General features: G+C 42.5%; 11 protein-coding genes. 5 read left to right on the forward strand and 6 right to left on the reverse strand.

The window, feature by feature from the left end; all coding sequences use genetic code 11:
- The 3 genes from dpdJ to dpdD all read left to right on the forward strand — a co-directional run.
- Window positions 1-3,280 (forward strand): protein DpdJ (gene dpdJ, locus LGT40_RS09270; RefSeq protein WP_264177863.1); only part of this gene is annotated, 3,280 nt, incomplete at its 5' end.
- Window positions 3,277-3,822, forward strand: a complete 546-nt coding sequence (gene dpdK, locus LGT40_RS09275; protein WP_226071938.1) for a phospholipase D-like domain-containing protein DpdK — start codon at window positions 3,277-3,279, stop codon at window positions 3,820-3,822. The genes dpdJ and dpdK, both read left to right, overlap by 4 nt.
- Window positions 3,819-6,038, forward strand: a complete 2,220-nt coding sequence (gene dpdD / locus LGT40_RS09280) for a protein DpdD (RefSeq protein ID WP_226071936.1) — start codon at window positions 3,819-3,821, stop codon at window positions 6,036-6,038. Before dpdK ends, dpdD begins: the two co-directional genes overlap by 4 nt.
- A gap of 166 nt (window positions 6,039-6,204) precedes the next feature.
- Here dpdD and dbpB (LGT40_RS09285) read toward each other — a convergent pair whose 3' ends face one another.
- Genes dbpB (LGT40_RS09285) through LGT40_RS09300 form a run of 4 tightly spaced genes read right to left on the reverse strand, consistent with a single transcriptional unit; the run spans window position 6,205 to window position 10,720 of the window.
- Complete coding sequence (gene dbpB, locus LGT40_RS09285) at window positions 6,205-7,377, reverse strand: DGQHR domain-containing protein DpdB (protein ID WP_226071934.1); 1,173 nt, start codon at window positions 7,375-7,377, stop codon at window positions 6,205-6,207.
- Between the two features lie 30 nt (window positions 7,378-7,407).
- Window positions 7,408-8,625 (reverse strand): tRNA-guanine transglycosylase DpdA, encoded by a 1,218-nt coding sequence (gene dpdA / locus LGT40_RS09290; RefSeq protein ID WP_226071932.1) that lies wholly within the window; start codon window positions 8,623-8,625, stop codon window positions 7,408-7,410.
- 59 nt (window positions 8,626-8,684) lie between these two features.
- Window positions 8,685-9,827 (reverse strand): DGQHR domain-containing protein DpdB, encoded by a 1,143-nt coding sequence (gene dbpB / locus LGT40_RS09295; RefSeq protein WP_226071930.1) that lies wholly within the window; start codon window positions 9,825-9,827, stop codon window positions 8,685-8,687.
- Window positions 9,824-10,720, reverse strand: a complete 897-nt coding sequence (locus tag LGT40_RS09300; RefSeq protein ID WP_226071928.1) for a DUF6884 domain-containing protein — start codon at window positions 10,718-10,720, stop codon at window positions 9,824-9,826. Before LGT40_RS09300 ends, dbpB (LGT40_RS09295) begins: the two co-directional genes overlap by 4 nt.
- Window positions 10,721-10,840: 120 nt before the next feature.
- Here LGT40_RS09300 and queC point away from each other — a divergent pair, with 120 nt between their 5' ends.
- A complete protein-coding gene (queC, locus tag LGT40_RS09305; protein WP_226071926.1) occupies window positions 10,841-11,545 on the forward strand; it encodes a 7-cyano-7-deazaguanine synthase QueC in 705 nt (234 codons plus the stop codon).
- Between the two features lie 85 nt (window positions 11,546-11,630).
- Window positions 11,631-12,731, forward strand: coding sequence for a 6-pyruvoyl trahydropterin synthase family protein (locus LGT40_RS09310; protein WP_226071924.1), 1,101 nt, complete (start codon window positions 11,631-11,633; stop codon window positions 12,729-12,731).
- Window positions 12,732-13,326: 595 nt separating this feature from the next.
- Here the strand turns inward: LGT40_RS09310 and LGT40_RS09315 are convergent.
- Complete coding sequence (locus LGT40_RS09315; protein WP_226071923.1) at window positions 13,327-14,376, reverse strand: AAA family ATPase; 1,050 nt, start codon at window positions 14,374-14,376, stop codon at window positions 13,327-13,329.
- A complete protein-coding gene (locus LGT40_RS09320) occupies window positions 14,376-15,134 on the reverse strand; it encodes a metallophosphoesterase (RefSeq protein WP_226071922.1) in 759 nt (252 codons plus the stop codon). Before LGT40_RS09320 ends, LGT40_RS09315 begins: the two co-directional genes overlap by 1 nt.
- Window positions 15,135-15,157 lie beyond the last annotated feature (23 nt).

Genomic DNA, 15,157 nt, shown 5'->3' on the forward strand with positions numbered 1-15,157 from the left:
TTTTTTTTCGCATCTCACTGGTTTAGCTGAAGTTATGGTCGAAGAGGTATCTCCAAGAGAATCGGAGATGATTTCAGAGGGTGCAGAGTACCTTTTGGCATTGCGTGGCGACCCAGTTTCTCGAACTGCACTTTTATCTACATCTATACAAACATCCATGTTGATGATGAGAGCCATGGACCCCTCCAATCAATCAACGAGTAAAGGATTGTTTGGAAAAAGAGTATTTGCATTCACTGATGATATTGACGTCACTAATAGATTTTACTTTGGCCTTATGGATGCTGAGGGGAGGAACGACCAGGGAGACCCAGATCATGGTAGGCATCCGAATGGCCCTCTAGCAGCAATTAGAAGAATTATGCCTTCTATTAGTCGTGATAGGGCGGGTCAAAATTGGACGATGGTCACTGAAATAGGCCATCAACTTACTGAACGCAAACGTATTGGTAGGACCAGTTCACAGGATCCTGGAGTGGTACGCGGGTTAGATCTGATTGTGGCAACGGCTTCACTTGAGGTTGGATTCAATGATCCAGGTGTTGGATGTGTCATACAACATAAGGCGCCCCGAGACTCAGCCCAATTTCTTCAACGTAAAGGTAGGGCCGGTCGACCTCGAGGTATGCGCCCGTGGACAGTGATTGTCCTCTCAGATTATGGGCGTGACCGTCTCTCATATCAGGGATACGAGCAACTATTCGAACCTGAAATACGACCACGACATTTACCATTATCAAGTCGTTACATTCAGCGTATGCAGGCAACATACGCGGTGTTGGACTTTTTGGCTCGTGAACTAGGCCCATTACTCATCAAAGGAAGTGCCTGGAAATCTTTGAGCGAACCATCTAAATCAAAATCCTCGCCCAGTACAGAAAATCAACGTCGGAGTTCCCTGGCAGGACTGTTAATCAGAATATTGGAAGATCCTCTAGGTCAAACAGATCTTGAAGAGTATTTGCAAGACGCGCTGAAACTGAAACCCAAAGAAGTTCAACCTCTTCTTTGGGAATATCCAAGACCAATTCTCACTTCGGTTATACCAACTGCAATACGGCGACTATCATCTAATTGGCAGTATTTTGATAATGAGAACGCTGATTTTTCTATTCGTAATAATCCACTGCCTGAATTTATTCCGGGAAACCTATTTCGTGATTTGAATCTACCCGAGGTGAAAATTTCATTACCGCCGGATTGGGAGAGTCACGAACAAGAAATACAAATGCTCGGAATAGAGCAGGGTATGAAGACATTTGCCCCTGGTCGAGTGTCTCGTCGCTATGGAGTGAATTATTCTCGAATACGTCACTGGGTTGCGCCTGAAGATGCAGGAAGAGAACAGACTGAGATAAATATTTCAGACTTTTACGATACTGAATTTCTGGGTAACTGGCTGATAATGAATGGAGAAGAAGCCAGCCCAATGCCAGTTTTTCGACCCCATGAAATTAGACCTGTCAGACCGACCAGTGAAATTGTCGATACTTCAAATGCATACCTGGTTTGGAGAACACAAATTAGTGCAAAAGATCTTGGTGTACCGCTTGGTATACCATCAGACTCTGTATGGTCAGATTTAATAAGTGAAGTTTCTTGTTTCAGGCATGCTGATCATGCTCCCGTTACAGTAAGAAGGTTTTCTCTCGGATCGGAAGCTGACATTAGAGTTAGAGGTGGAGAAAGTTATCAGGCCAGGTTTCAATACGTCAACGAAGGTGAACAAGTTGCACTGGGTTTTTCACTTTCTGTAGACGCTATCAGATTTGGGCTTAAACTCCCTGATAACCTCTGGATGAGGGTCGCAAATACACCCAAATTAGAGCGTGCTATTCGAACAGAGTATTACTTCAATTCAGATCTAACTTTTCGCTCTTTGCCGATGGTTGAAAATCCATTCATGAGAGACTGGTTAGCAGATATTTATTTTGTTGCGTTAAATCAAACTGCCTTGAATGAACACATTGGATTATCAGATGCCAGTGATGCATTAGCTGAAGAGAGGGTGGATCTTGCACTCAGTGATGTTCTTGAGTCTTTCTTTCAGTCACCACCGTCTGCAAATGATGAAGGCGAACAGAGTCAAGACAATAGAAATTCAGATCAATTAAGGCAAGACCTAGAACTTTTAATATCTCGAAGTGATATTAGAGATGCATTGAATAGACATTCTAAGTGTCTTTGGGAGCCTCTCGATGAATCATGGGAACCTATGCTCCGTCAGACTTTTCTATCCACACTGGGAGCAGCTACACACGCAGCGATAACGGGTTTGTGTTCTGAAGTTGATCCCTCAAGTCTTATCTTAGATTTGGATCCCGGACCCAGGGAGTCAGATGACATTTATGTGGCAAGGGAAGAAGAAGAATTTTGGATCACAGAGACTTCACCAGGTGGCGTTGGCGCTATTGAAGAATTTTTTGCATTGTTCAATGAAGATCCAAGAATTTTCTATTCGTTAATAGAATCAGAGTTACAGCCTAATGAATACTTTCAGACTGATTTTCAGCTACGAAGACTTCTAAGTACTCTCTCAAATGAACAAGATAATACCAAGCTTAGAGAAGCTATAACGAATGTTCGAAAATCTGACAGTTCATATAAAACAGAACAAGCAATGGTTACATTCAGGAGAGAACTTGCTGACAGTGGTTATGTGCTTTATCACGGATTTATTTCAGCTATTACAACGAGGCTTCTTCGCCCAGGTGCATCCGATGAGTTGGATTCATTTTTAAATGATTTGGTTCTGAACTGGGAGCATTTCGAAGAAAATCTCGGCGTTGATCTGGATGGGAGATCATTAGCCTACTTCTATAGTCGTAATGATGAAATTGACCAGATACTGCTTAGTGTTGGGCTTACACTTCCAGAAATGGAGCATAGGGCATCATGGCGATTCAATACTGTATACGGACTTCTATGGCGACGTGGAAGAGAAGTTAGTAGAGTTGGGCTCGAACCCTATAATCCATTTAATAAACTCATACCATCCGAACGTTTATTAGTTTCCTCATATCTACTCAAACAGACAGATGTGATTTATATATCTGACTCAGATTGGAAAGAATTGGCTATTGAAAGATTGTCATCCTGGGGGACTGTAAGTCTATGCGTTAGCTTAAAAGATAAAAGTTTACTTGCGGACGCATTACGATTTTTTGCAGTAAACCCAATCGAATCTGCATATCTCTCCATTTACGCTCGAGTGGCTGGGTTTAGAAATATTGAAAACTCTGTGGTAGTTGACTTAGAACTTGAGGAGGTATTCAGATGAGTTCTGTTGAATATCAAACCCGCAGAATATTTAGAAGTTCTGCAACCAGCAGAGATGTAGTTCGTGAACTTTTACAGATTATGTGGTTAGCAGAGTTACTGTCTCCCAGCGATGAAGTTTGGCTTGTAAGTCCATGGGTGAGTGATTTTGTGTTACTAGATAACCGTAGTGGCCTTTTCAATTCAGTTAATCCGCATTGGAATAGTCGGGAAATACGACTTGTCGACTACGTAGTTCAATTAATGACATCAGGTACAAAAGTCATAGTTGTAACTGGTTATGATCAACACAATTTAACATTTTTGGGCAGATTAAAAGACAGAGTAGTTGAAGCTGGTGTCGAGGAAAACCTTGAGATATATAAGAGAAAAAAGCTACACACGAAAGGAATTCTCACATCTGGAGGTGTTCTGATGGGCTCGATGAATCTTACATACAATGGACTTGAATTGAACGAAGAATCAGTTTTCTATGAAACATCGATGGAGGCAGTAGCTAAGGCACGTGTGGAATTCCAAAGTTATCGTCAGGAGTCAGCGTGAGTAGTATTGAACTCAAATGGTGGGAGCGCTTTTTCAGCCATCCCAATCAACTGACATGGACTGATTTAGTTTCAGAGAATGACTCGCATTCTAAGCATATTCTTCAGTGGTTAGAACAGTTTAGAAATAACCAAAACCGGTCTATCGTTTTACCTTATTTGAACTTGCATGGAGAAAAGACTTGGTATTGTGCCAGTAATACTCCTCGTGCTGAATTACATCTCCGCGAAGCACTTCAGTCATTTATTGGACCATCATATTCAGATTTTGATGGTAGACCAGTCAAAATTGATCCAGAGGACCCAATCGAATCAGCTTTCGCTGAAGCTACTGATGGTTGGATATTTAGAATTCGTCCAAGGTCTCCAGAGTGTGAAATCAAGATACAGCAGTCGCTCGACCTGTATTTATCACTTTTTGAGCGCATGCCATCAGAAAAAAGAAGTCATATCAACTCGTTGAGGATCCTTCGGGCAGAACTTGACCGCGCGATAAGGGTTGGTGACGAGTCAAATGCTCGTGAAATTTTCCAGAGAATAAAATCACTCGGGCGTTTGGATGGTGAAAATCTTTTATATATTGAAGTAGAGATTAGGGCTGGTCTAGGTGACTGGGAGGGTATTGCTAGAGATAGCAATTTAATCAGAGACCTGACAGGATTGAGGTTGCCCAAAAGGGTACTTCTCCATGTCCATGAAGCGTTGTATCGAACTTTTGTTGAACATTCCGAGGACAAAAATGATCCAACGTTAGCGTTGAACGCGTTTCGAGACTCAAACTTAGACACACAGTCAACGTTGTTTGGCACAAGAAGAGGGCTCAAAAACTTAAGAATAGTTAAGTCCTTTTTCCTATATGAAATAGCTCAAAATAACCCAAATCAATCATTACTTAATGAGTTGATCTGCGAACTAGAAGCGCAAGATGATGACTTTTCAAAATCACTACTGCTTCTTTTACCACAGAAGAAGGAATCAAAAGCTCAAGTTTCTGAGCTTCATTTAGCAGATGAGGCATTCAATAACTTCGAAGTAGATAGGGCTTTCGAGTTGTATTTTACAGCACCGCCTTCAGTCCGACGATTGTCACAACTGATTCGTTGTGCGATTGAAATTGGGACTCAAGATGCTGCCAAGAGAGTTATAGATTCGATAACTAAAAATGCTTTTGTCGAAGAGTTAGTACCTGCATTAGCCAAAAAACTAGAAGAGCTTGAACAATTATCCTGTACTCAAGGATATGATGGGGCCTACTCAATAGGTGGTTGGTTAGATTGGGCAGTTCTAGTTGTGAAAGGTTTAAACACTGATGAAGCCCTTGAAATTTTCCGTGACAATTTTGAAAGCTGGGATATTAGAGATCTAGCTGACAGTAAAGAATCTATTGAGTATCTAACCGAGATTATCAACAACTCAACGGGTGACTCCGAATTGATATTTCGTGAGGTGAGTCCTAGCCTTTTCCAATGTATCAACGAAAATATACAAACCCCTTCTCGTTTTGTTAAACCCCTTTTCCTGCTATTAGTTACAAAAGTAACTTTTTTTAGTGACCCTTCTCAAAATGAACTCGAATTAGTTCGTGAGATGGTTGATTCATTGATGACAATTGGTCTCGATAAAAATGAATACGTCAGCCTTCTATCAGACCTTGAGGAACTATTGGGCTCACAAATTTCCACGTATAGGCTGAGCTGGGCTTTAGATATAGTTGAGTTACTTTCACAGCATGTCTGTCTCAGCGATGAGTCAAGGTTGAGAATTGCTCTTAAAGTAATAGAGGAAGCAAAGCGTATATCTCACAGGCTACTAAAAACGGATAAGCTTGTGGTTAAGCAACTGTGTAATGATTTAGGAATTGAATACCCCGAAGAGTACTTTGCCGATAACACTGAAGATAATGTGCAAGTAACTCAAAATCTCAGTGATAAAAAGATCGGCATTTACACTCTTGAGGAGGGAGCTGCCAAACGAGCATCAGAAATATTGAAAGAGCTATATCCTGGGGTAAGTGTAGAGTTGAATCATGACCATGAGTGTACAAAAGCGCTCACGAATCTAGCAAAAACTGCCGATTACTTCATATTCGCTTGGAAATGTAGCAAGCACCAAGCTTTCTATTGCGCTAAGAAACACAGAGGTGATGCTAGTCCTCTTATTCAACCTTTAGGTAAAGGTGCAAGCAGTATTTTGCGAGCACTTACTGATGCCCTTTAATTATTAATCTTCAAACGTCACGAGTGAGTGTGTTTATTTCTCGTTTTTTGTGAACTTTAGACCGCAAGGGGGCTTTTTCAAATTAATGTAAGTATGATGTATATTGACGGTCCCCCAATAAAAAGTGAATCGCCACTAATTTACTGGCTATCATTTCCTAACGACATCAAATTGCTAATAAGTCTTGACTGTAAGGTTTTTTTCGATAAATTCGTAGTAGGTAGTCCGATAGTATGTTTATATCGCGAGACAAGTTTTGGACTTCATCCCATCTTCGAGTAATATCTTCTCCTAGGCTGTCTTTACCGAATACCCAGGTTCCTTTACTCCAGCAGCAATAAGGTTTGACTGATTCTAATTCGCCTTTAAAGAAAGAGCTTGGTGTAACCTCGTTCAAGGATCTAACTTCTTTGCCAATTAAGCTTTGAAACCGGCCATCAATTTCGTCCATAAGTGAGCCTAAAGCTGTGATCCCAGCGCCATGGAGAAGTCGCGATTTTTTTGGAGGTAGCTTCCAATCATTTGGGAATACTTCGCTCACAGCCGTCCAGAAGTTGTTAAGCGTTTGAACAATTTGTTCGACATCACCTTCTCCAGTATTCGGGTCTCGAAATCTATTCAAAGCACCGTCCCGTAGACTTCCATCAATCAATTTAAGAATTGAATTATCTGCAATGGCACCCTTCATGACTTCAGCCTGACCTTTTCCAACTTGGTTTGTAGCTGTTTTAATACGACCTTTTAGTGGGCCTTCCTCAAAGTTCAGAATCTGCAAGATCTTAGACGGGAATTTTTTCTGTTGAAGGTCTGATGGTAGTCTGCTATCAGTATGAGGTGCCAACTCGTAGAGAAGAGTCTTAGGTAGAGGTTTTGTTGAATTGACTAGCATAAACTGTTCGCGTTGCTCAGCATCACTCTCTGCAATAAACGCAGAGACAGGCATCATGAAGTTTTCAACACAGGCTTCGCGAAGCGCTGCAGTCCTCTGTTGGCCATCTACTATAAATCCTGGTTTCTCGAATTCATCATCCTCTGAAATGGGAATCAACAGAAAGCCAAAGCTACCGTCGCCTCCACTAGGTTCAAATGACACCCTCTTATCGAAAGCGATGATTACTGGGTTTGGTATCAACGGATCGGTACTCTCTATATAACGCTGTATTTCTTTAATATGATTTGATACTTCCGGTCTTTGGTATCCAGTCAACTCACTCGATTGTCTTTTAATACGGGTAATGGATGCAATTTTGCTAATTTGCTTCCCAGGTACAGCCAAACTAAATAGTTTTCTGGTCTTGCCTTGCTGTATGGCTAGGGCAGGTAACTTAAGGTATTCCATATATAATGTTCCTAATTCTAAGCTTTTTTTCTAATCAGTAGTATGAAGATGATGATAAAGTTCATTGATGTTGTGAAACCCTCGTCGCTTATTCCTTTCCGATCCACGAAACAGTATCACCTCAACGCCGATTGCTCGGCAGATTTCACAGTTACAGGATTCCCATGGTCTAGCTTCTAAAGTTCGACGATATTCATACCTGTATTTTTCATTACCTGCATAAAGTTTTTTGTAATCCATTAGGGCATCGAGTGCCGTTTCGAGGTCCTCTTTATGTTGGGAATAAGCTCGAACCGCTTCCAAAGCTGCCTGTTCCAGCAGTCGAGCCTCATCTTGGTCGACTTCTCCAGACCGAATTTTGCGACTCATTGTAAGATTTCCATCGAGTTGGGGAATCCTAAGGGCCGTAAAGTACTCGCCTCCTCCTAGATGGAAGTTCTTCTTATTGTCTTTAAACGCTTGTCTTAAAGGAGTGGTGCTGTCGATGCTTGCTACGCCGTACTTTTCAAAAGCCTCGACATTTTCGAGCCTTGATATACCTAACAGGTGGAACTTGGTTTCAGGTTTACGCGCCTGGTTTACAGTTTCGAGAACCTCTAAAATTTGACTTGTCTTAAGGGGTACCATGCCACCGAGCGTGATGAACTCATACCCCATAACAATGAGCTTATCTACAGCATCTTTGTAACTCTCGGGATTCCAACCGTGGGCGACACCCATAGGGATAAAATGCTTGTCCTGAGATTTTTCGAGAAAAATATCTGCATACTCAAGCGTCAAGCTCTGCCGGCGCATGCATTCTTCCAGATCTTCGCCCTGAATTTTTGATTTAGGTGTTTCAAAGGCAAAAACAATATGGTCTAGCGAAATTCCGAAATCAAAGCCTGAGTTTTCGTAAAAATCGACTACGTCATCAACGCTGTATGGTGGCATGTGCATATCAGCATAGGTAAATGCCCCGCAATCTCCCATACTTTGATAACGATCAGATAAACGAAAAAAAGTTCGGACTTGTTCCCGATAAAACCGTTGGCGTTGTGCTTGTGTGTACTTGCCTGCCGAACCTCTAAGCCCATCAACTATGGCTTTGGAAACGAGAATGCCGTCGTAAGGTTTCTCGAAGATTTCATGGGGGTAGCGATCATCTCGTTGGCGAACTCTGTGTTCATTCCGAGTTTCAGTCAAGAAGTTGAAACTTGGATCAACAAAGTCTTGTGAGTCTGGGAAAAAGTACTTGATGTTTGCCACGGTCTTATCTCAATTGGTAACTATCAGAGGATGTACATTTTGTACGGATGATTACGCGCTTAAGAAAGGGAACGAATGGATGCGTCAAAGTCTAGTTTAATTAGGACCTCCTCGAGTGCTCTTATATGTTTACTAATGTTTTGGATTTCATCCCATTGCATATCGAGACCTTTCCAGATGCCCTCGGTCCAGCAACAATCTGCCGCGATTCGTGATAGCGAGTCTTTAACTACGGATTCGGCATTGTGATGGCTGGGTACCCTAGCCATGATTCGGTCCATCAGTGTTCCCATGGCTTTGATGCCTGCTGAGTGGGTAAGGCGGCTTTGTGTTGGAGGAAGACTCCATGCGGTTGGGAAAGTCTCTTTAACTGATGTCCAAAATATGTTGATTGCATTATACATTCCCATGGTATCCATATCTCCTTCTCCAATACCTTTGAACTGAGCGAGAACCCCGAGAGGAGAGTGGATGCTGCGGCGGAAGACATCAATCAATGCAGTATCAACAATCACTGCAGAGTCATTGTCTCCTTCAGAAGAAGCTTGCCGAATTCTTTGGTAGAAAGGCGATTTTGGATCGCGGTTTAGTAAAGAACACAATTCGCTCGGCAATTTCCGCACGGCCAAATCCCTGGGGAGATACATATCGACTTCGGGAAGTAGTTCGTTGATCAGTCGAGTCGATAGTGGCTTCGCTTTATTGACGAGGATGAATTGCTCCCGTTGCGTCTCAAGATCCGGAGCAATAAAGGCGATTACCGGTACTGGGATGTCCTTATTCTTTGCTTTCGACAAAGCTAGCGCGCGTTGCTGACCATCCACAATCCATGCCGCACGATCACCTGTAGATCTCAACGGAATAAATAGCGTCCCAGCCTGCGCTATCGGCTGTAAGCCGGCAGGGTCGCGTCCTCGGGTTTGCTTATACTCAACCTCGGGAGATAACGCCAAAATGATAGCGTTTGGAAATAGGGTGTTACCATCTTCATTGTCGAGGTACTCGACGATACTGTTGACGTGCTTTCTGATTTCTTTGCGTTGAAAACCTTTAAGTTCGAGTTTCTCGTCACGGTGTATACGACTGATATCTGCGATCTTAAGAATGTCGTGACCGGCAATGAAAAAAGAAAAAATGTCGATTTCACGTCCTTGAGAGGATCTTAGGGCTCGGATGATGAGTTGTTCAGTGGAATTGTTCATTGTGCTGCCATAACCTGCCGGAAAAGTTTAGAAAAACGGCCCTGTTCACATGCCACACCTGCTTTATCACGAAGCAGGCGGAGCGCAGAACCACTTCGGCCACCAGATTCTCTCCAATTCTTCTCAATGAGCGCCTTGATTTCTTCATCGGTGGCTTTTTGCCTTTTGGGAGCAGATAGGGGAATCATTGGTTCTAAAAGGGCATTAGCAAAATCTTTGTGATTTTCGATTGAATGATCGTTTGTTTTTAGCACCACATTTTCCACGAAATGATGAAGTGCGCGTGAATTGAAGTCTGCGCGAGTCCCTCTGATAGGGCTGTTCGGTCCATCAAGGCGGGAATCGTATTTTATAGCGAACTTTTCAAGACTCGTTGGAGGTTCATAACCGATTACTAGCCTTAATTTCTTAAGTGCTCGTTCAGGTAGATTTAGCAATTCTGTCTCGATTAGACGCATATAACTCGTGGAAATGCTAATTAAGGCCAAATCTATTGACTCATCCATAATAATTTCTGTGAGAATGTCTCTACTTTCTCTAGCTAGATTGATTGCTCTCCACCAATCATCCAGAGTATCAGTGATTTTATATAAGTCTGTGAGTGTGAAGTTATAGGGCGGGATAGTATGTTGGTTTGTAAGAAGCCCAAATCCTGCAGAAACTGTGTAGATGTCTGCACCTAATTTCTGGGCTGCGCGAATAGCTTCTCCGTAACCACGGCTACAATATAGGTCTTCAGGCACAACTTGAACTGAATGAGTTTGCGCATATTCAATCCATCGTCTTGCGTATTTTTCTACACTCTCGCCTTCCAGTTGCGACGGCGCCTCTAGAGATTTTCCAGGTTTTATGCGTTTCCGGCTCGTACAATTGGTTACAATAATTGCATTCATTTTTTTGTCGTTTTAAAAAATTAATGTATTGTTTTTTGATATTAGTTGAAAGAATAAATGAGTATTGCCCGAGGGGCAATAACAATAATTCTATGTAGATTGAATAGGTCTGGAGAAAAAATGGAATTAGATATCGATAGTGCATTGGTTTTGTTTTCTGGTGGGCAGGACTCGACGACGTGTCTTGGGTGGGCATTAAATCGCTTCAGTAGAATTGAAACTTTAGGTTTTAGTTACAACCAGCGTCATTCAGTTGAATTAGAGTGTCGAGAACTAATTCTCGAGAGTATTCAACATCAGTATGATAAATGGGCAACTCGATTAGGACTCGATCACTTGATTGATGTCCCGGCACTGGCTGATATTGGTAAAACGGCAATGACAGAGGAGTTAGTTATCACTGCAGACTGTAATGGTTTGCCGAATACTTTTGTTCCTGGACGCAATATACTGTTCCTTACTTTCGCTGCCGCACTGGCATACCGTCGAGGAATTAAACACATTATTACTGGCGTTTGTGAAACCGATTTTTCTGGTTACCCGGACTGTAGAGATGACACCATAAAAGCCCTCCAGGTTGCAATAAATTTAGGTATGGAGAGTCGCTTCAAAATTGAAGCGCCACTAATGTGGATGGATAAATCGGCCACCTGGGCTCTGGCCGAAGAGATTGGCGGAAAGGAGTTTATTAACTTGATAATCAATCAATCACACACGTGCTATAAAGGAGATCGATCCCTACGCTGGGAGTGGGGGTTCGGTTGTGGTGACTGCCCTGCGTGTGGGTTACGAGCTTCTGGATGGATGCTTTTCCAAGAACGCTAATTGCTGTTCCAGAATATCACAAGTAGTTTCGTAACTCACTTTGTTGCCAAATTCTTTATTAAATTTAACCTAAGAGACTTACATTTTGTCTTCCAGTGAACACCTACTGCTCATTGCAGCATCATCTTTTGAAGCAGCGAGAAAGGTCGAGATTCTTGAAAAGAATCATCCTTCGAGACGTTTGCATGGTCATAGTTTCCATGCAAAGTTGCGCGTCGAAATTGATCCTGATGACAATTCACGAAATGGAACTGAGGTTGAGTCTTTGTATCAGCGCCTCAAGGATTGTGTTGCTGAATTGGACTATAAGTTTTTAAACGATTACCTATCTGTACCGACTGATGAAAATTTGGCTCGTTGGATTAGCCATAAAATGTTGGGACCCTATACTAACTCAATCGGAATTCAGAGTACTCAAGATCAAGGAGTAGATCTCGATGCAAATCAGGAGGCGCACGTTTGGCGCCGCTTCAGATTCGAAGCCGCACATCAATTACCAAATGTTCCATCAGGACATCAATGCGGACGAATGCATGGCCATGGCTTCGAAGTGATTCTCCATTCTGAACAAAATATTTCAGGCCAACAGTTGAGCATCGATTATGACCGCCTTGGAGAATTGTGGCTTCCGATTTATAAACTCCTCAATCACTCTTGTCTAAACAATATTGAGGGCTTGCAGAATCCTACTAGCGAGGTATTGTGTCATTGGCTTTGGAATCGACTAAAACCACTATGTGAGTCACTTTCCTGGGTAAGTGTTTATGAGACTTCAACAGCAGGGTGCCATTTCAATGGTTCAGATTACCGAATTTGGAAAGAACAACGCTTTGAAAGTGCATTGAGATTAGACAATGCTCCTATGGGAGATCCTCGGAGAAACCTCCATGGTCACAGTTACCTAGTTAGATTGCATCTCACAGCACCACTAGATCGGGTTATGGGCTGGACTGTCGATTATGGAGATGTGAAAAAATTCTTCAAACCAGCTTATGAGCAGTTGGATCATCACTTGATTTCAGACGTGTCAGGCATAGAGTCGGAAGGTAGTGTCAGTATTGCTAGATGGATAAAGGCACGAGTTTATAAGTTGCTTCCAGAGTTAGATCGAATAGATATATATGAAAAACCAGGCTGCGGCGTCGTTCTGAGTTGGGGCGAGGAATCACCCATTTTGCCAGTCTAAGACAGTAGTGTAGGGTCCATTTTTGCACCGATTGAACTTAAAAGCTCCATTTTAAGATTAAAAAGCTAAGCGGCAAAGCGGCTTGGTAAAGAATGTTACAGTGAGATCTTGAGCGCCAATCAGTACCTCAAGACAGGCATCGCGTCATAAGCATGAGAAAAGCCGTAAAGTGGAGTTGAAGTCTTATATTTCTGAAGAACCAGTGGTCTTACGCAGAGAAATTTTCCGTGACCAATGGAAAAGGTCAAATACGTCGCAGCATTAAAGGAACAAATCATCAGCCGGTTTTCCTTAAATGGGTGTGAAGAAGCTTACTATGGGGCTCTGAAGTGTGAGAGCCTGGTAAAAGGTAATTAATTTTATAATGATAGCTGGTGCCTGGTGCCTGGTGCCTGGTGCCTGGTGCCTGGTGTTGGAGTTTTTTTTGGAATTATTTTAATAAGTTATGAAAGTAATAATTTAATAGATTAATAAAATATTATTTTATTATTAGATGACAGTCGCACTTCAAACGGTGAATCTGCGAATAGTTAGATCGCTGGGTTATTGAATTATCTATTACGACTAAATCGTTAAGCTCTATTGCTAAGGATGTTCAATTAGCTAAAAACCCCATTTTGATTACTTTATTTTGTTGGATTGACTGCAGTGAAATGTCTTGGGGTGTGACGATGATTGGCCGCATTTTTCCACGAGACCTTAAAGCTGCCATGGCTAACGCCTTTTCTAAGGCAATTCGCACCCGCCTTGCAGGCAAGCTTGCTAATTGAACGATAATTTTCGAATCAAGATCCACTGAAAAATGCTTCCCCCAAGCCCGAGTATTCAGTAGCTCCCGATAAATGGCTTTTACAATCTCATAAGATTGTTCGGGCGTTGGCATATGTATAAAAATTTCAATCATCCGAGAGCGGATCGGTTCAGGTATTTGTTCTGGATAATTCGCTGAAGCTACCCAAATAATAGCGCTCGCGTCCATTTGTATATTCAGGAACTCATCAGTAAACCTTTTCGCGGTATGTTTTTCTAAAAGGCCGTACATGGGCCCGAGCGGATCATAGTTACTGCCTGTTTGTGCTTTATCAATCTCGTCAAGCAAGATGATGGGGTTTGCATACTTGCTTTTGAGCAGGCTGTTACTGATAAATCCGGGTTTACTATCATTCCAGCTGCTGGAGCCACCGCTGATAATGAATCCTGAAGTCAACGATGAAAAGTCGAGATCATAAAACGTCGTACCAAGCGTCATGGCAAGCTCCGAAAGAAACCTTGTTTTGCCAATCCCGGGTGGACCCACCAGAAGCATTGGCGGCAGATTTATGATATTGGGTGGTTCTAAGGCGCCAAGAATAAAGGCATTTCTGCACATGGCAATAACTTCATTGAAGTTGCCAAACTGTTTTTCAAGGATCTTGAGCTTATTGAGTAAATCCTCTGGAAAACATGCGAGTCGCCTATACTCAGCCTGCCTGCGCAATGAAAAGAGTATTTTAAGACGATTATCATTTTTTTCGTCTGCTATCGCCTTATGGACCTCTGCAGGGTCAAAAATTCGCTGTATCGTTCTTTTTTGATCATGTGGCAGGTTTTCTGGTTCATCAGGTGTGTCTGCTAATAAGCGGTCTCTGAGCGATCTTTCGGTCATCAGATTTCAATCACCAAGTCATTACGAAACGGGCATGGAACATTTTCATTTAGATAACCCCGTTGGTTACTGATAAGTCGGCATTTACCAACCTGCATGTCGACATTGGCATGCGTGTGTCCAAATACCCAGAGATCAGCTTGCAACACCAGATCTTCGCAATCTGATATGAATGCACCAGCTGTAAGATTGATGCCGAAGGCGGGATGTGCGCATTTCAAACTTGGCGCATGGTGGGTTATGACGACTTTTTTGCCGTCAAACGGCCTGGCAAGTTCTGTGCGTAAAAATGCCCGGGCTTTGTTGTGCAGGGTAAGTGCGTGATCCGGTGTGAACTTGCCTTCAAGTCCCGATCGAATATAAATATGGTCATTCATATAGGATGCTGCAGCATCCATCACACTTTTTTGTGAAAATCGCTGGTCGAGCAGGTAGTCTGTCCACAGCGTCGCACCAATAAAACGTACCCCAAGATAGTCAAATGCGTGACAATCGAGAAAAAATACGTTGTCGCTCATCCGAGAAATATTGGTGAATGCGTTATGAAGGCGCACATAATTGTGAAAATAGTACTCGTGGTTACCAGCAACAAATAGCACTGGCTTTTCATGATTATCAGCCATGCGCTGCGCAAATTCGATGCTGCGGGTTCCAAGTGCAATGTCGCCAGCGAGAATTAGCACATCGCTGCCGGTGACGGGAAAGTCAAATGTCCTGTCGTGAAATAAGTGCAAGTCGGAGGCAAGTTGAAGTTTCATTGGGAGTGTCTTGTTCTCTGCGT

This window comes from Methylophaga pinxianii (assembly GCF_020447225.1).
Classification (GTDB): domain Bacteria; phylum Pseudomonadota; class Gammaproteobacteria; order Nitrosococcales; family Methylophagaceae; genus Methylophaga; species Methylophaga pinxianii.

Bases quoted from the DNA above. Each gene is read 5' to 3' on its own strand.
- dpdK (WP_226071938.1), top strand. From the start codon at position 3,277: ATGAGTTCTGTTGAATATCAAACCCGCAGAATATTTAGAAGTTCTGCA.
- dbpB (WP_226071934.1), bottom strand. From the start codon at position 7,377: ATGGAATACCTTAAGTTACCTGCCCTAGCCATACAGCAAGGCAAGACC.
- dbpB (WP_226071930.1), bottom strand. From the start codon at position 9,827: ATGAACAATTCCACTGAACAACTCATCATCCGAGCCCTAAGATCCTCT.
- LGT40_RS09300 (WP_226071928.1), bottom strand. From the start codon at position 10,720: ATGAATGCAATTATTGTAACCAATTGTACGAGCCGGAAACGCATAAAA.
- queC (WP_226071926.1), top strand. From the start codon at position 10,841: ATGGAATTAGATATCGATAGTGCATTGGTTTTGTTTTCTGGTGGGCAG.
- LGT40_RS09315 (WP_226071923.1), bottom strand. From the start codon at position 14,376: ATGACCGAAAGATCGCTCAGAGACCGCTTATTAGCAGACACACCTGAT.
- LGT40_RS09320 (WP_226071922.1), bottom strand. From the start codon at position 15,134: ATGAAACTTCAACTTGCCTCCGACTTGCACTTATTTCACGACAGGACA.